This window comes from Lujinxingia sediminis (genome assembly GCF_004005565.1).
Classification (GTDB): domain Bacteria; phylum Myxococcota_A; class Bradymonadia; order Bradymonadales; family Bradymonadaceae; genus Lujinxingia; species Lujinxingia sediminis.
Map to the genome: position 1 here is coordinate 1051267 of NZ_SADD01000001.1, position 24607 is coordinate 1075873.

23 protein-coding genes are annotated in these 24607 nt (G+C 62.1%); 11 read left to right on the forward strand and 12 right to left on the reverse strand.

What is annotated here, in order from left to right; genetic code table 11:
• Positions 1 to 12: 12 nt before the first annotated feature.
• Positions 13 to 660, reverse strand: coding sequence for a hypothetical protein (locus EA187_RS04310; RefSeq protein WP_127779290.1), 648 nt, complete (start codon positions 658 to 660; stop codon positions 13 to 15).
• A gap of 99 nt (positions 661 to 759) precedes the next feature.
• Between EA187_RS04310 and EA187_RS04315 the strand changes: the two genes are divergently transcribed.
• The 6 genes from EA187_RS04315 (at position 760) to EA187_RS04340 (ending at position 7495) form a co-directional block, all read left to right on the forward strand.
• Positions 760 to 1308, forward strand: a complete 549-nt coding sequence (locus EA187_RS04315) for a hypothetical protein (protein WP_115602747.1) — start codon at positions 760 to 762, stop codon at positions 1306 to 1308.
• A gap of 280 nt (positions 1309 to 1588) precedes the next feature.
• Entirely contained in the window at positions 1589 to 3292 is a 1704-nt protein-coding gene (locus EA187_RS04320; protein ID WP_127779291.1) for a hypothetical protein, read from the forward strand.
• Between the two features lie 218 nt (positions 3293 to 3510).
• Positions 3511 to 4293, forward strand: a complete 783-nt coding sequence (locus tag EA187_RS04325) for a Stp1/IreP family PP2C-type Ser/Thr phosphatase (protein ID WP_115602745.1) — start codon at positions 3511 to 3513, stop codon at positions 4291 to 4293.
• 45 nt (positions 4294 to 4338) lie between these two features.
• Entirely contained in the window at positions 4339 to 5544 is a 1206-nt protein-coding gene (locus EA187_RS04330) for a DNA-processing protein DprA (protein ID WP_127779292.1), read from the forward strand.
• A gap of 102 nt (positions 5545 to 5646) precedes the next feature.
• On the forward strand, positions 5647 to 6786 hold the full coding sequence (locus tag EA187_RS04335) for a pyridoxal-phosphate-dependent aminotransferase family protein (protein ID WP_164855975.1): 1140 nt from the start codon (positions 5647 to 5649) through the stop codon (positions 6784 to 6786).
• 82 nt (positions 6787 to 6868) lie between these two features.
• Positions 6869 to 7495 (forward strand): hypothetical protein, encoded by a 627-nt coding sequence (locus EA187_RS04340; RefSeq protein ID WP_127779294.1) that lies wholly within the window; start codon positions 6869 to 6871, stop codon positions 7493 to 7495.
• Between the two features lie 2 nt (positions 7496 to 7497).
• Here the strand turns inward: EA187_RS04340 and EA187_RS04345 are convergent, their stop codons facing one another.
• The 3 genes from EA187_RS04345 to EA187_RS04355 form a co-directional block, all read right to left on the reverse strand.
• A complete protein-coding gene (locus EA187_RS04345) occupies positions 7498 to 8007 on the reverse strand; it encodes a peptidylprolyl isomerase (protein ID WP_347343331.1) in 510 nt (169 codons plus the stop codon).
• A gap of 236 nt (positions 8008 to 8243) precedes the next feature.
• On the reverse strand, positions 8244 to 9023 hold the full coding sequence (locus tag EA187_RS04350; protein ID WP_115602740.1) for a hypothetical protein: 780 nt from the start codon (positions 9021 to 9023) through the stop codon (positions 8244 to 8246).
• Positions 9013 to 9651 carry a hypothetical protein gene (locus tag EA187_RS04355; RefSeq protein ID WP_127779295.1) on the reverse strand — a complete coding sequence of 213 codons (639 nt, stop codon included), beginning with the start codon at positions 9649 to 9651 and terminating at the stop codon, positions 9013 to 9015. Before EA187_RS04355 ends, EA187_RS04350 begins: the two co-directional genes overlap by 11 nt.
• 211 nt (positions 9652 to 9862) lie before the next feature.
• Between EA187_RS04355 and EA187_RS04360 the strand changes: the two genes are divergently transcribed.
• Both EA187_RS04360 and EA187_RS04365 read left to right on the forward strand, forming a co-directional pair.
• Entirely contained in the window at positions 9863 to 13633 is a 3771-nt protein-coding gene (locus EA187_RS04360) for a sigma 54-interacting transcriptional regulator (protein ID WP_127779296.1), read from the forward strand.
• Positions 13634 to 13637: 4 nt separating this feature from the next.
• A complete protein-coding gene (locus EA187_RS04365) occupies positions 13638 to 14462 on the forward strand; it encodes a hypothetical protein (RefSeq protein WP_127779297.1) in 825 nt (274 codons plus the stop codon).
• A 64-nt stretch (positions 14463 to 14526) separates the two neighbouring features.
• Here the strand turns inward: EA187_RS04365 and meaB are convergent, their stop codons facing one another.
• Genes meaB through EA187_RS04395 form a run of 6 tightly spaced genes read right to left on the reverse strand, consistent with a single transcriptional unit; the run spans position 14527 to position 19741 of the window.
• Complete coding sequence (meaB, locus tag EA187_RS04370; RefSeq protein WP_115602736.1) at positions 14527 to 15492, reverse strand: methylmalonyl Co-A mutase-associated GTPase MeaB; 966 nt, start codon at positions 15490 to 15492, stop codon at positions 14527 to 14529.
• On the reverse strand, positions 15492 to 16454 hold the full coding sequence (locus EA187_RS04375; RefSeq protein ID WP_164855976.1) for an acyl-CoA dehydrogenase family protein: 963 nt from the start codon (positions 16452 to 16454) through the stop codon (positions 15492 to 15494). Before EA187_RS04375 ends, meaB begins: the two co-directional genes overlap by 1 nt.
• 29 nt (positions 16455 to 16483) lie before the next feature.
• Complete coding sequence (locus EA187_RS04380; RefSeq protein WP_115602734.1) at positions 16484 to 16909, reverse strand: cobalamin B12-binding domain-containing protein; 426 nt, start codon at positions 16907 to 16909, stop codon at positions 16484 to 16486.
• 32 nt (positions 16910 to 16941) lie between these two features.
• The gene (locus EA187_RS04385; RefSeq protein ID WP_115602733.1) at positions 16942 to 18069 is read right to left on the reverse strand and encodes an acyl-CoA dehydrogenase family protein; all 1128 of its coding nucleotides are present in this window, start codon (positions 18067 to 18069) and stop codon (positions 16942 to 16944) included.
• Between the two features lie 15 nt (positions 18070 to 18084).
• Positions 18085 to 18870 carry an enoyl-CoA hydratase/isomerase family protein gene (locus tag EA187_RS04390; RefSeq protein WP_115602732.1) on the reverse strand — a complete coding sequence of 262 codons (786 nt, stop codon included), beginning with the start codon at positions 18868 to 18870 and terminating at the stop codon, positions 18085 to 18087.
• A 10-nt stretch (positions 18871 to 18880) separates the two neighbouring features.
• Entirely contained in the window at positions 18881 to 19741 is an 861-nt protein-coding gene (locus EA187_RS04395) for a 3-hydroxybutyryl-CoA dehydrogenase (RefSeq protein ID WP_115602731.1), read from the reverse strand.
• A gap of 177 nt (positions 19742 to 19918) precedes the next feature.
• Between EA187_RS04395 and EA187_RS04400 the strand changes: the two genes are divergently transcribed.
• On the forward strand, positions 19919 to 21277 hold the full coding sequence (locus EA187_RS04400; RefSeq protein WP_115602730.1) for a serine/threonine protein kinase: 1359 nt from the start codon (positions 19919 to 19921) through the stop codon (positions 21275 to 21277).
• Between the two features lie 2 nt (positions 21278 to 21279).
• On the opposite strand, the gene EA187_RS04405 is transcribed toward EA187_RS04400, so the two are convergent.
• Entirely contained in the window at positions 21280 to 22263 is a 984-nt protein-coding gene (locus EA187_RS04405; protein ID WP_206524183.1) for an NAD(P)H-quinone oxidoreductase, read from the reverse strand.
• A gap of 97 nt (positions 22264 to 22360) precedes the next feature.
• On the opposite strand from EA187_RS04405, the gene EA187_RS04410 reads away from it, so the two are divergent.
• Both EA187_RS04410 and EA187_RS20285 read left to right on the forward strand, forming a co-directional pair.
• Entirely contained in the window at positions 22361 to 23659 is a 1299-nt protein-coding gene (locus EA187_RS04410; RefSeq protein ID WP_164855977.1) for a CBS domain-containing protein, read from the forward strand.
• 95 nt (positions 23660 to 23754) lie between these two features.
• Positions 23755 to 23901, forward strand: coding sequence for a hypothetical protein (locus tag EA187_RS20285; RefSeq protein WP_164855978.1), 147 nt, complete (start codon positions 23755 to 23757; stop codon positions 23899 to 23901).
• 3 nt (positions 23902 to 23904) lie between these two features.
• On the opposite strand, the gene EA187_RS04415 is transcribed toward EA187_RS20285, so the two are convergent.
• Positions 23905 to 24591 carry a deoxynucleoside kinase gene (locus EA187_RS04415; RefSeq protein WP_115602728.1) on the reverse strand — a complete coding sequence of 229 codons (687 nt, stop codon included), beginning with the start codon at positions 24589 to 24591 and terminating at the stop codon, positions 23905 to 23907.
• Between the last annotated feature and the right edge of the window lie 16 nt (positions 24592 to 24607).

Genomic DNA, 24607 nt, shown 5'->3' on the forward strand with positions numbered 1-24607 from the left:
AACGAACAAAGCCTAAAAGATGACGCCGTTGGTTCGCCAGGCCAGTCCGAGGAGCACGGCGTGCTCGTGGACCCGGGGCTGGTCGGGACCGGAGCGCAGGGTTGTCCAGGTCCTACGGTACGTGCCTGTGAACCACAAGCCCTGGCCCCGGTTAGCGCGGGTGATGGGCAGGTCAAAGCCTGCGCCGAGGCTGCCTGCGAGGCCAAAGCTAGCACCATCATTGAGGCCAACAGCGAGTTGTGGGCCGAACCCCAATTCCAGATGAAGGGAGGCCAGGAAGTGGCTGAGAAGTCCTTCGCTGAGCAAGGTCAGGTACAGGGGGTGGAGATTTAGCGCCAGGTGAAGGGCGTGGACCGGGCCAGGCTCCGAGTCGCCCAGGGGGGAGAGCCGGTAGGCCAGGCGTGTGTCCCCAAGATAAAGCGGAAACGAGGTTCGAAACGCCAGCTCGCCGCCCAGGCTGCTGCTGAACGACGAGGTCGTGGTGTTGACCGACCCTCGCAAGCTCCACTCCGAGAACGAGCCGTTGAAGGGGCGATCCCCTTCATCGGGTAGAGGCTCTCCTTGAGCGGCAAGAGGGGCGCCAGCCAGGAGGACCAGCGCAAAGAAGTAGGCCGCCAGGGCCTGTCGGGCGGCGGAGGGTTGTCGTGAGCCAGAATTCATTTTAAGTTGCGCTGGTGTAAGGGTGTACTTTAGCATCAGCGGCCAAATGAATTGCCGCCATATCGCGGCGAATTCTGGCATACGAACATGAGGGAGTAAATGTTTCTTCGGACACACAAAGGCATCGCGCTGGTCGCGTTGGCCTCGCTTAGCCAGATGGCCTGTTACAATACCTACACCATCAGCAATCAAGAACTTGCCAAGCTGGAGAGTTCTGTGGAACCGGTGGAGGTTGTGGAGGTAAACGCGAACTGCCAGCCGACCGGTTTAGCCTCGCTTGAGGGGATGGACGGGCAGGCGTTGGCACAGGCCGCCGCAGAGCCGGGTGTTGAAGAGACGGCGAGTGATGCTGGCGCTCAGGATCCCAACTGCATTGTGGTGCCGGTTTCCACGGTCAACGCGTTGACCGTGTTGACGACCGACGGATCGCGCGAGCGGGTCACTCCCTTTAATTTCGTTATGGATGATGTGCAGCTTGTCTCGCCGGAGTACGACCTGCTCATCGAACTGGATAACGTCGACGGGGCGGAGGTGCGCGAGTTCAGTACCTGGAAGACCGTGGCGACGATCGCCGGGGTCAGCCTGGTGGCGGTCGGCACGTTCGTGGGCATCAGCCTGATCGCCCCGGATGAGCAAGGTTTCCAGTAGGGCTACCGCAGCACGGTCTGCGGCGAGAGCACGGAAGCTTTTAAAGCTCGATCACGTGATGTGGTCGGGCTTTTTTGCGTGGTATTGTGAACGGTGCAGCGTTGATCTTCAGATGGGTGGATGTTACTTTGAGTAGCCATTCTATGTGATTGAAATGCCTCAAATTCATTCCACGACGTACGAGTCGAGGGAGATTCTGATGAACGTGTCGAGACGCTGGTTCAGCCTTGCAGGTGTGTGTCTATCTATCATGCTCGTTGCGGCATGCGGTGAGCCCGGGTTGTCTGCGGGCAACGGCGATCCGCAGGATGAGAACTACGACGGGCCACGCGCCACCGACCGCTATTTCATGGTTCCGGCTGGCGAGTCGACGATCTGGGGAGAGGTGACCGGGGAGGTCGAGGTTAAGGTCTTTGTCTACGACCGCTTCTCTGGCGAACCGGCAACTGGCCAGGAGGTCACTTTTGAGGTGATGGGCACCCAGGCCAACCCGCCTCATCTGCAGGCGCGCGCGGCGGTGACCGATGATGCGGGCGCGGCAAAGGTTCGCGCCTACTTCGGTGTTGATGCCGGTAGCTGGACCGTTCGCGCCGATCACCCCTATGCCAATGCGGTTAGTTTCACCCTGGAGTCCACTCCGGTGGAAACTGGAACGCTGCGCGTGCGCGTTGAGAATAGCGCGCCGACAATCATGCGTTTGGGCAACATCGATGTGAAGGTTTATCGCGAGGACGTTCTTAACTGCGATTATTTCAGCCCTTATGGTCAGATCGGCGTGACGCCGCTGACCGAAGGTAATGTGTCGTTTGCCGGCGAATCGATCGATTTTGAGGGGCTCGGCACGCGCAACCGTTACGTGGTCACGGCAGTGGCGCGCGGCGAGCGCGGGCAGATTGCCGCCGGGGGATGTGTCAATGCGCTCTCCGTCTCGGCCGATACGACCTCCGAGGTGGAGTTGCTCTTGCAGCTTGTGCCGCTCAATCCGGTGGGGCGTTACGATGTTGTAAGTTTTTGGGACTTCACCGAAGCGATCGCAGACAGCGGAGCCGCCGGGGCGGTGATTGTCCGGGTGCTTAATGTGTTCGAGAACCCGGGTCAGGCGATTTATGATGAGATTATCGCACTGGTATCCAATCTTGTCGGTGGTCTTATCAGTTCGGCGATCGATACCTTCCTGGACCTCACCAATCTCGACCAGGCCTTCCAGAATATGATCAACGCGTTCATTGAGGATAACGCCGTGCTGCGGCAGATCCGGGACGCCGGGCGCGATCTTCGCGATGTGGTTGCGAACCTTCAGGTGCACAGCGAGTTGTCGATCGGCAAACTCGACTCAAACTACACCTTCAGCGGCCAGGACAACTGGATTGGTCTGACGCTCTACTGGCGGTGGGATTGCGCCGATAACGCGCCGGCGGACTGCGGCGCGATCGAGCTTGTGCCGGAGGCCGACGGGCAGTTCGCTGAGTTGGGGCTTCTTAGCTCAAACTGGACCGGTCAGGTCGTGGCTTACGATCAACTTCAGATCAATCGTCACCCGGTGAGTCTGCGCTACGGGCGGCTTATCATCTACGTGCTTAACGACGTAATTCTGCCGCGGCTTACCGATGGAAACGCTACGAGCATGTCGGAGGCGTTTGCCTACTGGATTGGCTGCGAAGATCTGGCCAACAGCATCATTCCCAATGGCCAGGTGTGCGTGACGGAGGACTCCTACTGTCTGCAGGCCACCACCGTGGCGAACTTCTGCGAGAGCGCGGTGAGTACAATCTTTAGCTTTGCGGACATGATGGTACGCGGGCTCGAGTTTGATATGGGGCTGCAACTCGGCGGCAGTGGCAAGTTGATTGAAGAGGACAGTGACGGGCTGGTTGATCGCATCGAAGAAGGCCTATTCGATGGATTCGTGCAGGCCAGCGATGGCGGGCAATCCTCGCCCTTCACCGCGACGTTCAGCGGTGTGCACCGTCATTACGGGGAATAACGCTGCGAAGTCGGGGGGGAAAGTTGCCACGTGGCGCATGAAGCCGTACAACATGTTGCGCGGTGTGAAAGAAGCGAGCCGTGGCGAGTGTTTAGAGCCAGGACGACGTGGGCGCAGAGGGCGCCCGAAGTCGCCGAGAAGCGCGATAGAGTCACCCCAGGGATTCGATGCTCGGGTCGGCGCTGTCGCGTGATCCAGCGACCATGGAAGGAAGGTAGATGAAGCTAATCTGTGCCGGGATTACAGACGTCGGCTGCTCGCGCGAGCATAACGAAGATGATTTTTATCTCTCCGATGGTGATGAGGCGCTCTGCATCGTTGCCGATGGGATGGGAGGCCATCGCTCTGGAGAGGTTGCCAGCGCGATGGCAATCAAGGCGATCGTGGAATACTACCGGGAGACGATGCCCAGCCAGGTCAACGGTTACCGGGGAGAGCAGGCAGGTGAAGGCGATGGAACTCGCGACCTCGACGAGCTTCGTATTCACGAGGCGCTTAAGATGGCGAACCGCGCGGTGTTCGAGGCGGCTGAGTCTGATGAAGCTTATGAGGGGATGGGGACGACGATCGTTTCCGCCTATTTTACCGAGGACGGTGTCTATCTTGCCCACATCGGAGACTCTCGGGCGTATCTCTTTCGCGAAGGGACGCTGGAGCAAGTGACCCACGATCACTCCCTGGCCAATGAATATGTTCGGATGGGAATTCTGGCCAAAGAGGATGTGGAGTTCTTTCCCTACAAGAATGTGATCACCCGGGCATGCGGTCTGACTGATGAAGTCGAGATCGACGTGCAGTTTCATGCGATGCAGCCGGGAGATATGTTCATTTTCTGCTCGGACGGGCTTTCAGATATGGTGCCGGACCGCGCGCTGGTGCAACTTTTGGATGAGAATGAGGATCTCGAAGTTCTCTGTCAGCGCCTGGTTGATCAGGCCAATGAGAACGGCGGGTCGGACAATATCACGATTATTTTGGCGCGTGTGGTGGACGAGGCGTAGGCGCGCTGTGGCGCCCGGGGTAGGGGGCGCCTTTTCGGGGGCATCATGACCGACAATTCGGGGAGTGAGACGTGGTCGTTGCTGGGCGCGGAGGAGCGAGGTGTGCGAGCGGCGCTAGGCTGGGTTGGTCGTCTCAAAGCGCGAGACGTCCAGGCGATTGCCGAGGTTCATCATCAAGACGTTGCCGGGTGGTGGCGCTCAGGGGCCAGGCTCAGTGAGGAGCTTGCAGTTTGCTTACGTGCGGGGGCGCAGCGGCGTATTGAAGAGTTGGAGATGGGGCCGGCCGAGGCGGTTGAGCGCATGGCGCACTGGGCGGGGCAGACTGTGTTGCGTGGGGAGCCGGGATACCCTCCCGGGCTTGAAGAACTTCGGGATCCGCCGCTCTATCTTCGGGTTTCAGGGAATTGCGAGGTGCTCGCCAGGGGGGCGATTGCGGTCGTGGGCTCTCGCAGACTGCGGCCTCGCGATACGGCAGTTTCACGGATGCTTGTCGAGGCAATCACGGCTGCGGGGCGTGTGGTGGTGAGCGGTGGCGCGTTGGGGGCCGACGCCCTGGCGCATGAGGTGGCGCTTGAAAAGGGTGTGCCCACGGTTGTGGTTTTGCCGGGCTGCCTTGAGGAGCCTACGCCGGCGTCTCATCGCGCTCTCTTTGAGCGGGTGGTCCACGCGGGAGGTGTGCTGGTGAGCGAGTATCCGCCCGGGCAGTTGGTGCGCTCGTACCACTTTGCGCGACGCAACGAGTTGATCGCCGCGATGTCGCAACGTGTGCTTGTGCTGCGTTCGGGGCGAAAGGGCGGGACGATGTTGACTGTGGAGGCAGCAGAGCGGATAGGTCGCCCCCTTGCCGCGGTGCCTGGTGACCCCGAGGATGAGTTGTGCCGCGGTTGTTTTGATGCGATCAGGCGCGGCGCAAGTCTTGTTGCTGATGCCAATGATCTGCGGGCATGGTTGGGGGCGGCTGAGGAGCCGGGCCGGTCTTTGTCTCGTTCCCCGGTGGCCAATCGATCCGCGGGGCAAGCTGTGCTTCCCCGGCTGGCACCACTTCCGACGCAAATCAGCGATGAGGCGCGCACCCTTTTCGAGGGGGCGCGTCAACTGGTTGGCGATGATGTCAGTGTGTCTGTAGATGCCCTGGCTGCGCAGCTTGCCTGGCCGGTGCCTCGCCTGCTTGGCGCGCTACTGGAGTTGGAGTTGTGTGGAGCCGTGCAGAAGTTACCCGGCGCGGAGCGCGTCCGTTTACTCTGCGCTTGAGAGCAGTGACATTCGAAGTCGATGCGAGCCTTGATAGCGACCGCGACCCCTGCGATAAGTCACCACGATGATGTTCGGCCCTGTTAAGGTTGAGGTGAGATGATGGCTGGAAAACGACATTTGCTGGCTCCCGGGCCTACACCGGTTCCCGAGGCTGCGCGCCTGGCGATGGCTCGAGAGCTGATCCATCACCGGGGACCTGAGTTCAAGGCGGTCTTTGAGGAGGTTCAGAAGGGACTGCAATGGATCTTCGAGACCGACGCAGAAGTGCTCAGTCTCACCTGCAGTGGCACCGGCGCGTTTGAAGCGGCCATGATTAACTTCACGCGTCGGGACTCCACGATCGTTGCCATCGGTGGAGGTAAGTTTGGCGAGCGTTGGGCTGAGGTGGGTAGCGCCTACGGCATGAAGGTCGTGGAAGTTGCGGTTCCCTGGGGAGAGAGTCTCAGCCTTGAGGTTTTGGCCGAAGTGCTTACGGCCACGCCGGAAGCATCGATGGTGACTGTGTCTGCAAGCGAGACATCGACGGGAGCCTGGCATCCGGTGGAGGCGCTGGGAAGGGTTGTACGCGAGCATTCCGAGGCGCTCTTCGCAGTCGACGGGATCACCGCGGTGGGTGTGCAGCCCATTCCGATGGATGCGTGGAAGATCGACGTGCTGGTCAGCGGTTCGCAAAAAGCCTTCGGGGTGCCTCCTGGCCTTGCGTTTGTTGCTGCGAGTGAGCGCGCATGGGAGCGCTACGCCGACAGTGATCACCCGCGCTACTACTTTGATCTGGGGCGGGAGCGCGACGCCCAGAAGCGTCAGCAGACGGCGTTTACGCCGGCCATCTCTGTGGTGCTCGCACTCAAGGAAGCCCTGAAACTGATGGAGGAGGAGGGGCACGAGGCGCTCTTCGCGCGTCATCAGCGCAACGCTCTCGCGGCCAGAGCCGGGGTCGAAGCGCTGGGGCTGCGCCTTTTTGCCGAGAATCCAGCCAACTCGGTGACTGCGGCGCTCGTACCGGACTCGGTGTCGGCCAAGGCTGTGGTGCGGCAGATGCGAGACGCTTACGGGGTGACGATCGCCGGCGGACAGGGAGATTTCGCAGATCGTCTTATTCGCATCGGCCACATCGGTTTTTTTGATGGCTTTGATATGCTTGTGGCAATGAGTGCGCTGGAGCGTGCTCTTGCGGACCAGGGGCTAGACGTCGATTTCGGTCATGGGGTTGCGGCTGCTCAGCGTGTCCTCAGTGCCTGAACGAAGCCTCGTGGTGTCGCCCGCTAACAGTTTGGATCAGTCTCTATAGCCTGGATACGTGAGCGCAGTACATGGAGAAATCATGGCAAAGAAACAACAGAATGCAGATGAGCGCTCGCGCGACGACTCGCCGGAGTCTGGAGAGACGGTGATGGAGGAAGAGCATCTCTATGAGAACTGGGATGAGCTTTCTGCCGATGCCGAAGAGGTCTCCAGGCTGGGTAAAGCGCTGGAGGGATTGCTCCCGGATATCGTGAAGCGCGGGCTGGGCGGTTTGGTCAGCGAGGATGGCATTCGCTCGGTGGTGACCGACAAACGTCTTCCGCGGGAGGCGGCGAGCTTCATTGCGACCCAGGTCGACGCGACCAAGCGGGAGGCGTTGAGGATCGTGTCGAAGGAGGTTCGTCTCTTCCTGGAAAACGTCGACCTCGGCGGCGAGTTGACCAAGATCCTGACGAGCGTCAGTTTTGAGGTGCGCACCCAGGTACGTTTTGTGCCGAATGACGCTGCTGTGAAGCCGAGTGTGCGCAACAAGGTTAGTGTAAAGCGCGAGCGTGGTGACAATGAGGGCGTCGAGGAAGAGGGTGCCGGCGAGAGCGAAGAGGAGCGCACGCGAGCACGAGGGGGACGACGCTGGAGTCGGCTGCGAGGGCGGGGCTCAGACGAGCGTGAGGAGCGCGACGAACCGTCGGACCAGGAAGACGCGTGAGCTCACTCGGCGCGCCGCTCGATGATGACCCGAAGAAGTTGCACGTCTTCGTTCGGGCGGTTTTCGGGATCGGCGGGTATGTGTGAGATAGCACGAACTGTCTCAAGGTCTGAGCAGCGACCAAAGACGGTGTGGCGATCATCAAGGTGAGGCGCGGCGACCTCGGTGATGAAGAACTGACTTCCACCACTGTCAGGCCCGAGGTTTGCCATGCTCAGGGTGCCCGGGCGATCGTGGCGAAGCTCCGAATGAAACTCATCGGGGATAACGTAACCCGGTCCGCCATAGCCGGTGCCCGTCGGATCTCCCCCCTGGATCAGGAAGCCGGGGATGACGCGATGAAAGCGCTGTCCGTCGAAGAAAGGCCGGCCGGTAACGGAGCGGTCAGTTTGAGGATCAACGTAGGCTTTAAGTCCGCGCGCAAGCCCCACAAAGTTGGCAACGGTCACGGGCGCGCGTTTCTCGAATAGTTCACAGGTGACGCTGCCCTCTGAGGTTTCCAGGATCGCGATAAGTGTGCCGGGTGATGCTAGATCCTGGGTGTAGCGAAGGGCATCGTCGGGCGTGGGTGGCGTATGTGCACTCTCCGAAGGATCGGGCGGGAGTTCCGAGGTGGGGCCGGGCACACGTGCATCTGGGCCCGGGCTCGCCTCCATGGATGGCGGAAGCGAGGGGCTCGCACACGCGCACAGGGTCGAGCTAATAAGAAGTCCGACCAGGGCGCGAGGGGGATAGGAGGAAAGATGAATCATTGCAGCGGCGAGCAGATGGCGGTGATGTAGTCGAGCATACGTCCGGCGCGTCCTTCAAGGCCGGTGACGACATGGCCAGGCGGACACTTCAGTGAGAAGTGCGTGCCACCGCTGCCGCCGGCCCCGTCCAGAACCTGGCTGTTGGTGCCGAGTTTGTAGCGGGCGGTCGCCTCGTGGGCGTTGGGATCGGCGATATGCTGGCCCAGGCGTTCCAGCGCAAGGTTTGAGAGGCGCTCGATCTCGTCGACGGTCAATTCGCCGAGAGCGTCGGCACTCTCCGCGATGACAGCGCGCTCGGCCTCAATGGCACGGTCGGCGACTTCCGCGCGGCTGACGTGACTTCCAGTCGCGTCACTTTCCCCGGGGGTTCCGGGCCGGGCAATCGTGATCCGGTCTCTCAAGAGCTCGCCCTCGCCGACAAGCACCACGCCCAACCAGCGCTGTCCGTCGACCTGACGAGCACGCAGCGGTTCATGGCTTCCCAGGGGGACCTGATAACGGCCCTCGACCACCGAGACATAGTGGCGCTCGGTCCAGAGGGGCTCGGCTGCCATGCCATCGCGATAGAGGTTGAACTCCAGGGGGAAGACGCCGCTGATCGGGGCGCCACTTTCGTCCTGGAGCAGGCCGCGGTAGCGGATCTCGACGGCGTCGGGGAGTGCACGCCGAAGACTCTCATCTTCGGCGTGCGCCATCGCGCTGGTCAGCAGACCGGTGGCCATAAGCGTGGCCACCAGGACGTTGCGCGTCATGATGGTGAAGCGTTCAGATCGCATCGAGAGGGTTCGCTACAAGTTTGATATTGATGGTGAGTTTCACTTTGGCGCTGCCGCGGGGAGGGAAGGGCTGGCCTTCCTCGATGCGCGGTTGGCTGGAAGGCAACGCGGCAAACTGCAGGCTTTTGAAGAGGTCGCTGGTAGTTTCCAGGCTTTCCTCCACAGCCGGAGCTCGCGCGCTGGCGTTTTCGCCGGCGGGCGTTGCGGGGATCGTGGTCAGCAGAACAGTGCCTTCATCCTCCGGGCTCGTCGCGTCGAGAGGGCCGACGTAGATGTCGATGCTGGGAAGTTCGAAGTTGAGGCTATTCTCGGTGATTTCGTAGTCAATGCTGGTGATTTCCACCGAGCGCAGACGCTGGCCAACGCCCTGGAGCTCGTCGTTACCCGACGCTTCGACGATGTCGACGGCGATATCAAATTCGATCGGATAGAGATCGACGGCCTCGGGGGCAGGCTGGGGCTCGGCGTCGCAGTCAATGTCCGGGGGGCAGAGTGCGTCCGCGTTGATTTCAAAGTCGAAGGGGATGCCTTCTTCGTATGTGATCGTTGCGATCTCTTCGTCGAGAAATCCGCAGGCCAGCGATGAGGCTCCGAGGGCAGCAATGAGGATCAGGGTAGGGCGGGTCATAAAAAGCCTCTTCAAAGAAGTCAGATGTTGAGCACAACACGTAGCCGGTTCATTCCTAGCAAGAAGCACGTGCCGATCACAACAGTGAGGTGTACGCCAGGCGCCAGGCTGCGCAAAAGGGTGTCGGTTTGGAGTTCGGGCTCCTCTAAGCTATACTTGCAGATCGGATTGGAATGAACCCCGCCGCTCAAGGTGGGCGAGGAGCTCTTTGATGCATCGTGACGAGCAAGAATCACATGAGGCCAGAAACGGGCAGGCTCTAAGCGGAGACGCATTGCTTGATGCAGGGCGTCAGAGCGTGGTGCGTTGTGCGGGTGTCAGTGAGGTTGCGTTGCGCCGCGACGAGGCGAACATTCGTGAGAGTCTGGCATCTCGCGGGTGGGAGTACGTGGTTTGCGACGCCCGCCAGGTTGAGCCCTGGCGTAGCGCCCTGCAACAGGCGCTGGGAGCATGGGCTCACGCGTGTGGCGAGGCCGCACAGCTGGCAGATGTGGAGTCTCAACTCGATACGCTCTCTCTTCTCATGCGCATGCAGCCGGGCGATGGTTCGAGCGAACGCCAACGCATGGTTTGCGACGCAGTCGTCGGCGTAAGTGAGGCTCTGACCGAGTGTGCGCCAGCGGTGCTTATGGTGATTGCTCCCGAGCGATTGACCGCGTTGGAGCGAGCCGGCTTGCGAGCGCTTATCTCGTACCATGTGCAACGTCCGGTAGAGCTTCCGGGGACATCAGCCCGCCAGGTGGTTGTGGCGGTCGCCGGGGAGGTAGGGGCGCTGGGCACTGATCTCGATGTCGTTGCGGTTGATATGAGTGGGAGTTCGCGCGAGCGGACTCAGCGCTTTCTGCAGGATGAGCGGGTGCTCGAGCGCGTGCTTTCGAGCACAGGTGGCTGTCCGGAGCGCCTGGAGGCCATGCTCGCGTCGATGCCCTCCAGTGCTGATGAGCTGGCGCTGCTTCGGGTGGGGAAGCTCTCGGCGACCGCGCGCAACCTCCTCAATGCGCTCTCAGTGGCGGGGCGAGAGTTGGAGCTGACCTTTCTCGACGGATTGATCGAAGGATTGATGTCGGAGGCATTGCGAGAGCTTCGAGACGCGGGGCTGGTGCACCGAAGGGTGGATGCGGGGAGCGTCCAACTCAGCGTTTCTTCCTCGGAGGTCGGCGCGGCTGCGGTCGCGTCGCTGGGCGAGCCGCGACGTCGGCAGATTCATGCCGCGCTGGCGCAGCGCGCGCTTGCGTGTAGCTCTCATGGCGATTCCGGGTTCATTGCCCTCCATGCGCTGGAGGCCGGAGACCGGGAGTTAGGCGTGCGTTTCGGACTTCCGGCTGCACGCCAGATGATGCAGTGGGGGCGCTGGGACGAGGCCCGCGGCCTGGTGCAACGGTTGCTCAGCGAGTCCCTTGAGGAGGGGATTAAGGCTGACGTTCATGAGCTTGGTGCCGCATTGGCTGAGGCTCGAGGAGACTGGCTGGAGGCTGTTTCTCACTGCGGGAGGTTGCGGCGCTTCGCTCGTGAGCGTGAGGAGCGCGCTTCGCTGGAGATGCGAATTGCCACGCTGTTGCTTCGGCTTGGCCGACCCGAGCTCGCGCGGAACCGCTATCTTGTGGCGGAGCGGCATCTTGAGTCGGCTGACGACTCGTTGCTTTCGATCGGCGCGCTGCGCCTGAAGTTGCTTCTAGGGCAGGGGGAGGTTGCCTACCAGCTCGGCGAACATGAAGCCGCGGCGTTGTGCGTTACCTTTGTGTTGGAGCGCAGTCAGCCTCTGGGGCCAGATCTTGTGGCCGACGTGGTGGTCGGAGCGCATAGTCTTAACGGTAAGGTTAATCTGTTTCGCGGTGATCTTGAGGGGGCCAGTCAGGCCTTCGCTCGATGTGCATCGCTGGCAGGTCAGCATAATCTGCCGGCGGAGGTGGCGCGGGCCGAGGCAAACCTGGGAGTGGTCGCCGTTCAGAAGCGAGATTATGACGAGGCGGAACGTCGGCTGCGGCGGGCGCTGGAGCAATCGCAGGCTGGCCTGGCGAGCGTCTCCAGGCTGAATTGCTGGCTGAACCTGGGAATCGTCCACCAGCGTCGCAGTGAGTATGGCGATGCGCTCTCGTGCTTTGAGCGCTCGCTACGCGCGGCTCAGGCGGAGCGCCACGAGGTTGCTTTTGAGGTTGCATCTCATAACCTGGTGACGTTGCTGCAGGACCTCGGGGCGTTTGACGCTGCCTGGGAGTTGGTTGAACGTTTGGAGCAACGCCCGGCGGTTTCCGGGCATTTTGCCGGACGATGGTCGGCGATGCTTCGCGGCCAACTTCTGCTGGATCAGGGACGGTTCGAGGAGGCCGTAATCGAACTGGCGAGGGCCGAAGACGAACTCAGCGCAGCCCCGCGACTTTACGCGGTAGAGATGCGTTTGCGACGTGCCGAGGCGCTCATTGCACTGGGGCAGCGGGAGCGCGCTCGTCAGATGCTGGAGGCCGCTACGGCCGTCGATGATGCTCAGAGCCAGGCGATGCATCGTAAAGTTCGTGCGCTTCTTCTAAGCGGGAAGGCTCGTGCCGAAGAGCTTCGTGATGTGATCGCGGAGTTAAGTAGCCTGGGGCTTTTCCGAGACTCCATGGACGCCAGCGTTGTCTGCGCGCAGACCTGGGAGCAGGTTGGTGAGCGCGACCTCGCTATGCTGGTGGTCGAGCGCGCGCTTTCTGATCTGCGTGAGCGAGCCCGCCGGGTTCCTGAGACGTTTCGCGCTGGCTTCTTCGAGGTGCCGGTCCATCGCCGTTTGGTCGAGCTTTTTCAGAGCTTCGACGGTCAGCTCCCGGACGATGTTATCGAGCCGCATCGGCGTGGGGAGGCGGCGAATGAACAGGTATGGCACGAAGACCCGGCCTTCGACGCGTGGCGTGCGCGCTACGCTGAGATTGTGGGCTGCGATGCGCGCTTGATGCAGGTCTTTCGCTCCATCGATCGGGTGGGGCCGGGGGAGACGACAGTGCTGCTTAGCGGCGAGTCGGGGACCGGCAAAGAACTCGCGGCGGCGGCGATTCACCGGCAGAGTCCGCGGGCCGCTCGCCCCTTCGTGAAGGTCAACTGTGCGGCCTTCGTCGAGGAACTTTTGCTCAGCGAACTCTTCGGTCACGAGAAAGGCGCTTTTACCGGCGCGATGCGCCAGAAAGAAGGGCTTTTCGAGGTTGCCGACGGCGGCACGCTCTTTCTCGACGAGATCGGGGATATCTCTCCCAAAACTCAGGTTGCGCTGCTTCGGGTGTTGCAGGAGGGGACCTTTGAGCGTGTTGGAGGGACCGAGACGCTCAGCGTGGATGTGCGAGTGGTCGCCGCAACCAACCGCGACCTGGAAGAGCTCGTTGAAAGGGGACTTTTTCGTCTCGACCTCTACTACCGACTCAAAGGGTTCGTTATCGAACTTCCGGCGCTGTGCGAGCGGCGCGAAGATATTCCGCTTCTGCTCGACCACTTCGCGTCGAGGTTTAGCAAGGGTGTGCCGGCGCCGAGCTTCGCGCCGGAAGTGGTGCAGTTTCTGGCTCGCTACCGGTGGCGGGGAAATATCCGCGAGTTAGAGAATTTTGTGCGCAGCGTGTTGCTCTTTGTCGAAGGCGATCGTGTGGAGATGCGGCACCTCGACGAGTTTGGCGACTTTTTCGCCAACTCGGAGGTTGATGAATCGCTTCCCGAGATCACCATCTCGCCGCGCGTCGAATCGACTCACCAAAGCGCCAAGACCGCCGAGTGGGGGGAGCTGGCACACGCGGAGGTGTACGAAGATCCGGAGGAGGCGTTGATCGAACAAATCGTCGCCGACGGGCTCTCGCTGAGTCGCCTTAAAAAGCGATTGGAACATGAATGCATCAAACGTGCGTTGGAAGAGACCGGTGGTAATATCACCCGGGCTGCAGAGATTCTTCAGCTTAAACGTCCGCGATTAAGTCAGATTATTAATGCATCGCCGGAACTTACGGCGCTCAAAGAACAGCTGGTAGGGTAAGGGTATGAAGAGACGACTTCTGGCAGCGTTGATGTTGAGCAGCGCGATCGCCTGTGGGGAAGCCGCGCCCGAGTCCCCGGGCACCGACTCGGCAGTTGACGAGCGGAGTCAGGCCGCGATGGTGACACCGGAGTTTCGGCTCAGCGGGATCGGGGAACTGCCCGACGAGCTGATTCTGGAAGAGGTGGGACTGACGATCACCGAGATCCGTCTGCAGCCGGTGAATGGGGCGGAGGTTGCGTACTCCACGACGCGCCCCATCGGTCTGAACTTTGATTTGTCTCAGGGAGAGACTGCGATTCGCGGTCACGCCGTCGAGTTCCCCCAGACCGGCCGCTACCTGGTCAGCGTACGCCTCGAACCCTTAAGTTCGGCGGAGCGAGAGGAGCTTATGGCCGAGGAGGGCGCGGAGATCCCGATGGGAAGTCTCGAACTCAGCGGTCTTGTGAAGTATGGCGAGGACTCGATGGGGAAGGTCGGTGGCGAAGACGAGGATGGCAACCCGCTGCCACTGCCCTTTGAGCGCACTCGCGTGTGGACCATTGACGAGAGCTGGACGCCTTTTCATTACGAGAGTCAGCGCGCTGTCTTCTATGCGCTCTCCAACGTGGAGCTGTCGCCCGGAGAACAAACCCTCGTGTTTAATTTTGATTTGAATCAGTGGGCGATCAGTGCGCTCGACCCGATTGTCAGCGCGGTGGAGTCCATCGGTTCCCAGGGGCGGCCTGGTGAGGTGATCGATATCAGTCCTTCGCTGGACGAAGATGCCCTGGGTACAGAAGCGATGGTTCAGGCGGCCTCGGTTTCCACGATGCCGGCGGCGCTGTAAGAGGGCCTGAGCGTCATATCAGAATGGATGAGCCCCGGAGGTTTGCTCCGGGGCTCATTGCGTTTCAAGTGTGTGCTTTGAGGATGGCTTCAAGCACCTGGTCGGCGGCGGCGTAGGGGTCGGTCTGTCCTTCAACCAGATCGCCTGCGAGCGTTTTGATGAGGTGGGTTTGTGCGGCGTGATGGAGGCGGGCGTGAAGCTCGGTGCGGGCGATGAGGGCGATGAGGTGCTCAGCGCGCTCCCGTCGGCGAAGGTCGCGCGGTGCGGAGTTCTCCAGCCATTCGCGGTGCTTGAAGATCGTCTCAACCAGATCTGCAACCCCCTGACCCTCGCTGGCCTGTGTGGGGCAGATCTGAGGAAACCAACTCTCAGCGTCGCGGCGAGCCTGACGATGAAGAGCGAGCATCGCTCGGATCTCGCGCTGGAGTCGGGCGTGGCCGGCGACATCGCTTTTGTTGAGCGCGAAGATGTCGGCGATCTCCATCAATCCGGCTTTGTCGGCCTGCACATCATCGCCCAGGCCCGGGACCAGGACGACGACGCTGGTGTCGGCCAGGCGTACGATGTCCACCTCGTCCTGGCCCACGCCGACGGTTTCGACAATGATCCAATCAAAGCCCATCGCGTCGAGCACCTGGACCATCGCCGGAGTAGAGCGCGAGATGCCCCCGAGGTTGCCGCGTGTGGCCACCGAGCGGATGAAAACTCCCGGGTCCATGGCATGCTCCTGCATGCGCACTCGGTCGCCCAGAATGGCTCCACCGGAGAAGGGGCTTGTGGGGTCGATGGCCACACAGCCTACAGTCTGGTCGAGGGCTCGCAGCCGGGCGATGAGGCGGTTGACCAGGGTCGACTTGCCCGAGCCCGGGTTGCCCGTGACGCCCAGGATGTAGGCGTTGCCCGTATGCGGGGAGAGGCGCGCGAGGACGTCACGGGCGGCCGGGGCACCGTCATCCACCAGGCGCATCAGGCGCGCTGCGGCCCGGGGCTCCCGGTTGAGGATGCGTGTGGCGAGGTCGACGGCGGTCATCAGCGCAGCTCCCAGAGGTCGAGGGTGGAGAGCTGGACGGCGTCGCGGAAGTGGCGCTCCACGGGGTATTCGCGGGTGTAGCCGTAGCCGCCGTGGATTTGAAGAGCTTCGTCGGCGACGTTAAAGGCGCATTCCCGGGCCAGGCAAAGCGCCAGGCGGCTGTCGCGTGGCGAAGCGGTCAGGCAGGCGCGGTGGGTAAGTTGCCGGGCAGCTTCGACCTCGGTGGCCATGGTCGCGAGTTTAAACTGGATGGCCTGAAAGCCGTGAAGTGGGCGCTTGAACTGATGCCGTTCATCGGCATAGGTCAACGCCAGTCGCAGCGCGCCGGCCGCGATGCCGACGCCTACGGCCGCGAGCAGGGCGCCGGTGCGGATGTAGGCCTCACGGTCGAGGGCGACATCGTCGAGGAGAAGATCGGTTTTTGAGATAGTGCTTTCAGGCGCATTGGATAAGGCGCGCAGGCCGATCGTCTCGGAGCAGGCTTCACCTCCCAGCTCCGAGAGCACCCAGCGAGCGCTTCCACCATCGAGCTCACGGCTGACCCGGTGGGTCGCGCCGGCTGCCGCCGTCTGGATGGTGCCGGATACCCCACCGGCGCTCTCGGCCTGCCAGCTTAGGCCGACCAGCGAGGTGCCTGCGGCAACAGCATCGCGCAGCGGATGCTGTCCAGCGGCAAGCGCCGGAACCACCACCGCGTTGGTCAGCGCCACGGCGCAGGCCACCGCCGCGTCGCGCGCAGCGAGCTCCTCGATGGCAAGCGCGCCGGTGAGGAGGTCGAAGCCCGCGCCGCCCTGGGCCTCGGGTACCGCCAGGCTCCATAGCCCCAGGTCGGCCAGCGACGTGGGCCACGCGCTCTTCGGAGCGTGGTCTCGGAGTGCGGCGTCGGTCGCCAGGCTCTCCTCGGCGAAGCGGCGCACCGTCTGGCGCAGGATCTGCTGATCTTCAGTGATCTCAAAGTTCATAACGACTCGACTGCAGGGGTGGGGCAGGATCAGGCGTTCTTGCGCTCGCATTCCTGGCGCACAAACTCAATGACCTCTGTGGTCGGTGTGCCGGGGGTAAAGATCGCACGCACGCCGGCCGCTTTGAGTTCGGCGATATCGGGTTCGGGGATGATGCCGCCGCCGAAAACAAAGATGTCGCCGGCACCTTCCTCATCGAGCAGGCGGACGACCTCAGGCATCAGGGTGTTGTGCGCGCCGGAGAGGATGGAGAGTCCCACGCAATCAACATCTTCCTGGATCGCGGTACGTACGAGCATCTCCGGGGTCTGATGCAGACCGCTGTAGATGACCTCGAAGCCGGCATCCCGCAGCGCGCGGGCGATGACTTTGGCGCCGCGATCGTGGCCATCAAGGCCGGGCTTGCCGATGAGCACACGGTAAGTTGTGGGATGGGGAACGTTGGCGTCGGACATGTGGCAACACCTTTTGGAGTAAAGCGGGGCGCTCAGGCCGCGCCGTTTCGAATCAAGTCACGGGCGATGACAACACGCTGAATCTCGCTGGTGCCTTCGTAGATGCGGGTGACGCGTGCGTCGCGCACCAGTTTTGCCAGGGGATGATCGTAGGCTGCGGCCGACGGTCCCACCAGCGCCAGGCAACGGCGAGCCACGTCGTTGGCGACCTCCGAGGCCATGAGTTTGGCCATGCTGGCCTCGCGTGAGAAGTTGGTCGAGCCGACTTCTTTAAGCCAGGCTGCGCGCAGTGTGAGCTGCCGGGCGGCCTCAATGCGCGCGTGCATCATCTCAAAGGCGTCCGCGCTCTGGGGGTGGTTGCCGACGCCGGCCTCCGCGGCAAGCTCCAGCGCAGCGTCGGCGATGCCGATGGACTGGCTGGCGATGCCAATGCGGCCCCCGTCGAGCGCCATCATCGCGATACGGAAGCCTTTGCCGAGCTCTCCCAGGAGGGCATCGCCGGGGATGAGCACATGATCAAAGGCCAGGGAGACGGTATTGGAGGCGTGCTGACCCATCTTCTCCTCGGGCGGTCCCACCGAGACGCCGTCGAGGGTCGGATCGACGATGAAGAGCGAGATGCCCTGATCGTCGCCCTCGACGCTGGTCTGGGCCCAGACGAGGAAGACACCGGCGTAGGAACCGGAGGTGATCCAGGCTTTGGTGCCGTTGATACGCCATCCCTCCGGAGTGCGTGTGGCGCGGGTGAGCATGCCGGCGGCGTCGGAGCCGCTGCCCGGCTCGCTTAAGCAAAATGACCCGCTGGAGAACTCGCCGGAGGTCATCTTCGGAACCAGCGTCTGCTTCTGCGACTCGGTCCCAAAATACGCCAGAACCTCGCCGACCATATTGTTGACGGCCATGGTCACGGCGACGGCCGGATCGGCCTTGGCCACGGCCTGCACGGCCAGGCTGTAGGCGACGACGCCGGCTTGAAGTCCGCCGAGATCGGAGGCGATGTTAACGCCCATCAGGCCCGCGTCGGCCAGGCGGCGAAGATCGTCGAGCGGGAACTCGGCGCTCGTGTCGCGTGAGAGGGCGCGCGGGGCGATGTGCTCGCGGCAGATCTCGCGAGCGCGGGCCTGAACGTCACGTTGGCTCGGGGTAAGTTGCAGGTTCATGCGGAATTCGGCGCCTCAGCGCCCCTCGTAGGTGGGAGTGCGCTTCTCGAGAAATGCGGCCATGCCTTCGGCGCGGTCGTGGGAGTTCCACAGCCCGGAGAAGGCTTCGACTTCCTTCTGGTTCGCATCGTCGATCGGCAATTCACTGCCCTGAACCATGGCCTGCTTGGCCGCGCGAATCGCCAGGGGGCCGCGGGTGGAGATGGAGCGTGCGAGCTTGATGATCGCGTCGAGGAAGCCTTCCAGTGGAAGTTTGTCGAGGGCAAGGCCGTAGGCAACGGCGTCGTCGGCCGAGATGGTGCGACCGGTGAAGACGAGCTCTTTTGCGCGCTGCCAGCCGATACGACGGCCCAGGCGCTGAGTGCCGCCAAAGCCCGGGACGATTCCCAGGCCGGTCTCAGGCAGCCCGAGCCTGGCTTTTTCACTGACATAGATGAGGTCAGCGGTCAGGGCGAGCTCAAGCCCGCCGCCCAGCGCAAACCCGTTGACGGCCGCAATGACGGGAACCGGGAGGTTGCTCAGCTCCGTCATCGCGCGGTGACCAAGGCTGGAGAACTCGTACGAGGCCTCTTCGCTCATGTCGGACATCGCCGCGATGTCGGCGCCGGCGACAAATGCGCGCCCCTCGCCAGTGAGGATCAGTGCACGCAGGGAGGCGTCGTCTTTGAGTGAGATCGCTGCCTCATAAAGATCGCTGAGAACCTGCGCATTGAGCGCGTTGAGTTTGTCGGGGCGGTTGACGGTCAAAAGGGCGATGCCGTCTTCGAGCCGCTCGAGCTTCAGGGTTTCAAACGTCGTCATGTCCCCTCCTTCAGGCGTTGTAGTTGTAGAAGCCACGTCCGCTCTTACGGCCGAGCCAGCCGGCGGTCACGTAGTTACGCAGGAGCGGGCAGGGGCGGTACTTGCTGTCGCCCAGATCCTTGTGCAGCACCTCCATGATCGCCAGGCAGGTGTCCAGACCAATGAAGTCCGCCAGGGTCAGCGGCCCCATCGGCTGGTTGGTCCCGAGCTTCATGGCAGTGTCAATGTCTTCGACCGAGCCCACGCCTTCCATCAGGGCGTAGACCGCCTCGTTGATCATGGGCATCAGGATGCGGTTCACGATGAAGCCAGCGTAGTCCTGCGCGAAGACGGTGGTCTTGCCCATCTTCTCGGCGACCGCCTTGACTTTGGCAGTGGTCTCTTCACTGGTGGCAAGGCCTTCGATGAGCTCAACGAGCTTCATCAGCGGCACCGGGTTCATAAAGTGCATGCCGACCACCTTGTCGGGGCGAGCCGTTGCACCGGCGATCTGCGTAATCGAGATGCTGGAGGTGTTGCTGGCCAGGATGGCGTGGGCCGGGGCGATCGCATCGAGCTTCTTGAAGAGCTCAAGTTTGATGGCGAGGTTCTCAACGATGGCCTCAATGATGAGGTCACTGCTGGAGAAGTCCTCCATCGAGGTGGTGGTCTTGATACGCGAGAGGGCCTGATCGCGAACGTCAGCGCTGAGGCGCTCCTTGCTCACGAGCTTATCGAGGCTTTTGGTGATCGATGCCACCCCGGCGTCGAGAGCGTCCTGGTTGAGGTCGGAGATGATCACGTCAAAGCCGGCTACCGCGGCGACCTGGGCGATGCCATTGCCCATCTGACCTGCGCCCACCACACCAATCGATTGAATCGTGCTCGACATACGTCCTCCAGCTGAAATTGTTGGCAGATTGCCCGGTGAATTGCCCCGCGCTGCGGGTCGCGCCGATTCGATAGCACGGCGAGTTTTAAAGGGTCAAATCACCGCCCTCTGACGTGCTGGTCAGCTCCGATGGGCTGTGCGATAGTCGGCGCACGAGATTGTCTTCGCTGAGTGACCTTGAACACGGGTTTCTGGATGGCCATTTGCCCGAATTGCAAGACCAGGGTGGAGCACACCTATGCGCCGTGCCCTTCGGGCGACGGCTTTTTTGCGATCGAGGAGGCCGAGCACGCCAGTCACCCCGACGAGCGTCTTCTCGGCCGTCGTATCGGGGAGCGCTTTATCGTGGCGTCGATCCTTGGCAGCGGTTCGATGGGGTATGTCTACAAGGCCTATCAGGCGCGAGTCGATCGTATGGTGGCGCTCAAGGTCTTTCATGCGGAGAAGGTCGAAGGCACCCTGATGGGCCAGCGTACGGTGGGCTCCAGTGGGCCCGGAGGCCAGGACCGCTTCGCGCAGGAAGCGCGGGTGTTGGCCAAGCTCTCGCACCCCAATTGCGTGACCCTATATGACTTTGGGGTGAGCGATGATGAGCGTTTCCTTTACATCGCGATGGAGCACGTCGCAGGGGTCTCGCTGCGAAAAGCGGTGCGGCGAGGGCTTAAGGTAGACTCGATTCTTGAGATCGTACGCCAGATCTTGATGGCGCTTCGCGAGGCGCACTCGCTCGATATCGTGCACCGCGACTTAAAGCCGGAGAACATTATCCTCTCCTATCGGCGCTCCAGCGATGAGCAGATCGTCAAGGTGCTCGACTTCGGGATCGCCAAACTTTTGCAGCAAGATCCGCAGTCGGCGCGCACTGCCGTGGGGCTGCTCTTCGGTACGCCGGCCTATATGAGTCCGGAGCAGTGTCGCGGAGAGTCGGACATCGGGCCTGCGACCGACATCTACGCGCTGGGCTGCATGCTCTTTGAACTTGTGTGCGGCCGGCTCCCCTACATCTCGAAGTCGCCTCAGGAGATGGTGCGGATGCATCAGCTCGAAGCCATCCCCGACCTTGAGCCTCGCCCCGGGCTGAAGGTGCCGGCGGGGTTGGAAACCTTCGTGCGCACCTGCATGGCCAAGAACCCTCGGGATCGCTACGTCGATGCGCATGCCGCGCTGGTAGCCTTTGAATCGCTGGCAGGCAAAAGCTCCGGACAGGCGTTGCGCGTCAGTGCGCCCGAGGGCAGTGCGCGCAAGGGGAGGGTGACGGTGCCTGGCGATCGCATTATCGGCAACAACGTTGAGCCCGCGATTGAGCACGCCGCGCCAGCCGGACTTTCACCGCGGGCTGTGAGCGCGCAGGCTGCCGCCCCGGTGGAGGGTGTGCGCGACACGGCCAGGGGGGAGGTGGGGGGCAAGGCGTCTGCGCGCTCATCGTTTACAATGGTGCGCCAGGGCAACAACGCGCTGGTGCTCATAGCCTTGAGCGTCGTGCTGATCTTCTGTGCGTTGCTCTTCACCTACATCTACCTCTCCACGCGCGGGTGAGATCACGGCCTTACCCGCAGCACGATCTTTCCGGTGGTCTGATTTGAGGCCAGAAGTCGGTGTGCGTCATCGGCCCTGTCGATGGGGAGCACCGTCTCGATGATCGGGCGCAACGCGCCGCTGACGACGTGAGGCCACACCCGGGCTTTAAACGCGACGGTGATCGCTTCTTTTTCGGCGAGCGTGCGGCTGCGGAGTACGGAGCCTTTGATCTGAAGGCGCTTCATGAGAAGGCGGCCCAGCGAGAGCTCGGCGCTCGCCCCGCTGAGAAGTCCGATGATGATGAGGCGTCCGCCGGTGGTCAGACTTTTGAGATTGGCATCGAGGTAGGTCGCGCCTACGGGATCGAGGATCACATCGACGCCCTCGCCATCGGTCCATTCCCGAATGGCCTCGGCGAAGTCTTCGGTGTGACGATCGATGGCGCGTTCGGCACCTAACTCGAGGATCGATTCGAGCTTGGACGCGCTGGCCGTGCCGAGGACCGGATTGCCTGTGAGGCGACAGAGTTGCAGTGCGGCTGTGCCTACGCCGGATCCTGCGGCGTGAATCAGCGCACGCTCTCCCGCTTCCAGTTGCCCTTCGATGTAGAGGTTGAGAAAGGCGGTGTAGAAGACTTCCGGGAGGGCCGCGGCGTCTTCCATCGAGAGGGCGTCGGGAAGAGGAAGGAGGAGTGACGCCGGCGAGGCGACATACTCGGCGTATCCCCCCCCGGTGAGCAGAGCGCAGACGCGATCGCCGAGGTTGATACCCTCGACGCCTTCACCCAACTCGACAACTTCGCCGGCTGCTTCAAGACCCATGATCGTGCTGGCGCCGGCGGGCACCGGGTAGCGTCCGCGGGCCTGCAAGAGATCAGCCCGATTGACGGCGGTGGCGTGCACCTTGATCAGAACCTCGCCAGAGGCCGGTTTGGGGCGGGGATGGTCGGTCCAGAAGAGGCGTGGGGTGTCGGAGGCGGTGTCAACTGCGATGGCGTTCATCATAGCCTTGCTCATCGGGGTTAAGAGGTTAGTCTGGGCGAGCCTGATGGTAGCAGACCATGCACACCTTAAAACGAGCCTCAACCTAAAGGGAGACTTCATGCGTGTGGTGATCACCCACAGCAACGCCGACTTTGACGCTCTGGCAACCCTCATCGCTGTGACGCGTCTGTGGCCGGAGGTGCGGGCCTGCCTCGTCGGGCCGACCAGCCCCTCGGTGAAGCGCTACCTCGCGTTGCATAAGGATAGCTTTGAGCTTGTGACCGTAGACGCGCTTGAGGGTGAGGCGATCGAGGAACTGATTGTGGTGGATACGCGCTCCCGCAATCGACTCAAACCTTATGCGTCGTTGTTGGAGCGGGCGCAGCGGGTGGTGGTCTTTGATCATCACGCACCCTCATCGGATGATGTGAGCGCGGATGTGGATGTGATCGAGCCAGTTGGGGCGTGCGTCACGCTGATCTGCGAGCGCCTCGAGGAGGCCGGAGTCTCACTGAGCGTGGGCGATGCGACGTTGATGATGTTGGGACTTTACGCCGACACCGGAAAGCTCTCATTTGGGAATACCAGTACGCGCGACATCCTGGCGGCGGCGTATTTGCGCAAGCAGGGCGCGCGCCTGGAAGTGGTCAATCGTTACCTGCAGCAGGAGTTCAGCGCCGATCAGCAACGCCTTCTGGTAGAGGTCATGGGCTCGGCCCGAGAGGTGGACCGAGAGGGGCTACGCCTGGCGTTGGCGACCCATGTGGGCGAGGCCTACGTCAAGGGTGCGGCCGTAGTTGTCGAGAGGGTGCTGCAGTTGACCGGGGTCGATGCGCTGGTGCTTGTGGCCCAGCAGACGGGGTCGAAAGTTGTGCAGGTGATTGCGCGCAGCAACACGCGTCATCTTGATGTGGCGGCACTCATGGGGGGCTTTGGAGGCGGCGGGCATCCTGCCGCCGCTGCCGCGAAGATCAAGCCGGGAGATGCCACCGAGGTGGCGTCCGCCATCTTCGAGAAGTTGCAGAGCTGGCCGGTCGATCCCCTGGACGTGGCTGATGTCATGAGCTCGCCAGTTCAGACCGTCGCGCATGATACCACGCTCAGCGAGTTTCGACGCTGCCTGGAGCGCTGGGGAGTGCACGGGATGCCGGTGATGCGCGCTGGTGAGGTGGTCGGGGTGGTGTCGGGCCGTGATGTGGAGCAGGCCGTACGGCGCGGCGATTGGGAGATTCCTGTCGCCGGGTTCATGAGCCAACGGGTGATCAGCGCCTCGCCGGACGAGCCTCTCAGCGAGGCGCTTAAACGGATGACGGAGCATGATATCGGACGGCTGCCGGTGCTTGAACAGGGCGTTTTGGTCGGGATCATCTCGCGAAGCGACGCGCTGCGTCGACTCTACAGCGAAGACGCCGAATAGGCTTGCGTCCGCTCGTCACGCTTTTATACCTTGCCCTTTCCACTTGAGCGCGCCCGTTGCGCCTTTCACGCTCGAATCGAAGTCAGGAGATGTTCATGGCCCCCAAACGTCGCCGTAAGAAAAAAGAGAGCGCCCAGCGTCACCGCGAGGCCGAGCAGTCCAAAAAATTCATGATGCTGCTGCTGGTGATCGGTGGGCTTTTTTTGCTGGGCTTTATTGTGCTGCAGATGTTGCCGGCCTGAGCGTCAGTCCGTCTCAGACTCCATCGCCAGGGGGAGCTCTTCGTTGGGAGCGAGGTCGCGGTTGATGAACTCGGCGACCTCACCGAGGAAGCGTTTGCGCTCCTGGCCGCTGCGGAAGTCGCGGCTGGTCACGTCGATCTCTAAGACGTCGAGTCCATACTTGCGACGCGCGACCTGGGCGAACGTCTCGTAGTAGCCATTGAGGCCGCGCAGGAAGTCGCTGGTGATGCCGCGCTCCTCCTCGCGTCCACGCTCGGCGATGCGTTTGAGCAGCACACGGGTATCCGGGGTATGCAGCAGGATGACCTTGTTGGGCTGGCGGATCGAGTGGTTGAAGCGCTTGAAGAAGTCGAAGTAGAGATCGAGCTCGTTGTCGGTCATATGCCCCAGACCGTGCAGGTATTTGGCGAAGATCTCGGGATCTTCGATCAACGTGCGGTCCTGGACGCAGGAGGCTCGCATGCGATCGATCTGGCCGTGATGTTCGACCCGGCGCAGCAAAAACTCCATCTGAAGGGTGAAGCTCCAGCGGGTCATGTCGCCGTAGTAATTGCGCAGAAAGCGGTTGTCGACGACCGGCTCATGGAAGAGCTCACAGCCAAAGTGGCGGGCGATGATCTTGGCGGCGGTGCTTTTTCCGGCACCGATGTTTCCGGCCAGCGCGATGAAGTGACGGGGGGAAGTGGTCATGTTCAGCTCAGTATTT

Coding starts and splice junctions, on each gene's coding strand:
- EA187_RS04360 (WP_127779296.1), top strand. CDS start 9,863: ATGCATCGTGACGAGCAAGAATCACATGAGGCCAGAAACGGGCAGGCT.
- EA187_RS04355 (WP_127779295.1), bottom strand. CDS start 9,651: ATGACCCGCCCTACCCTGATCCTCATTGCTGCCCTCGGAGCCTCATCG.
- EA187_RS04375 (WP_164855976.1), bottom strand. CDS start 16,454: ATGAACTTTGAGATCACTGAAGATCAGCAGATCCTGCGCCAGACGGTG.
- EA187_RS04350 (WP_115602740.1), bottom strand. CDS start 9,023: ATGCGATCTGAACGCTTCACCATCATGACGCGCAACGTCCTGGTGGCC.
- meaB (WP_115602736.1), bottom strand. CDS start 15,492: ATGACCGCCGTCGACCTCGCCACACGCATCCTCAACCGGGAGCCCCGG.
- EA187_RS04335 (WP_164855975.1), top strand. CDS start 5,647: ATGGCTGGAAAACGACATTTGCTGGCTCCCGGGCCTACACCGGTTCCC.
- EA187_RS04315 (WP_115602747.1), top strand. CDS start 760: ATGTTTCTTCGGACACACAAAGGCATCGCGCTGGTCGCGTTGGCCTCG.
- EA187_RS04385 (WP_115602733.1), bottom strand. CDS start 18,069: ATGAACCTGCAACTTACCCCGAGCCAACGTGACGTTCAGGCCCGCGCT.
- EA187_RS04330 (WP_127779292.1), top strand. CDS start 4,339: ATGACCGACAATTCGGGGAGTGAGACGTGGTCGTTGCTGGGCGCGGAG.
- EA187_RS04390 (WP_115602732.1), bottom strand. CDS start 18,870: ATGACGACGTTTGAAACCCTGAAGCTCGAGCGGCTCGAAGACGGCATC.
- EA187_RS04365 (WP_127779297.1), top strand. CDS start 13,638: ATGAAGAGACGACTTCTGGCAGCGTTGATGTTGAGCAGCGCGATCGCC.
- EA187_RS04310 (WP_127779290.1), bottom strand. CDS start 660: ATGAATTCTGGCTCACGACAACCCTCCGCCGCCCGACAGGCCCTGGCG.
- EA187_RS20285 (WP_164855978.1), top strand. CDS start 23,755: ATGGCCCCCAAACGTCGCCGTAAGAAAAAAGAGAGCGCCCAGCGTCAC.
- EA187_RS04410 (WP_164855977.1), top strand. CDS start 22,361: ATGCGTGTGGTGATCACCCACAGCAACGCCGACTTTGACGCTCTGGCA.
- EA187_RS04340 (WP_127779294.1), top strand. CDS start 6,869: ATGGCAAAGAAACAACAGAATGCAGATGAGCGCTCGCGCGACGACTCG.
- EA187_RS04325 (WP_115602745.1), top strand. CDS start 3,511: ATGAAGCTAATCTGTGCCGGGATTACAGACGTCGGCTGCTCGCGCGAG.
- EA187_RS04405 (WP_206524183.1), bottom strand. CDS start 22,263: ATGATGAACGCCATCGCAGTTGACACCGCCTCCGACACCCCACGCCTC.
- EA187_RS04395 (WP_115602731.1), bottom strand. CDS start 19,741: ATGTCGAGCACGATTCAATCGATTGGTGTGGTGGGCGCAGGTCAGATG.
- EA187_RS04415 (WP_115602728.1), bottom strand. CDS start 24,591: ATGACCACTTCCCCCCGTCACTTCATCGCGCTGGCCGGAAACATCGGT.
- EA187_RS04380 (WP_115602734.1), bottom strand. CDS start 16,909: ATGTCCGACGCCAACGTTCCCCATCCCACAACTTACCGTGTGCTCATC.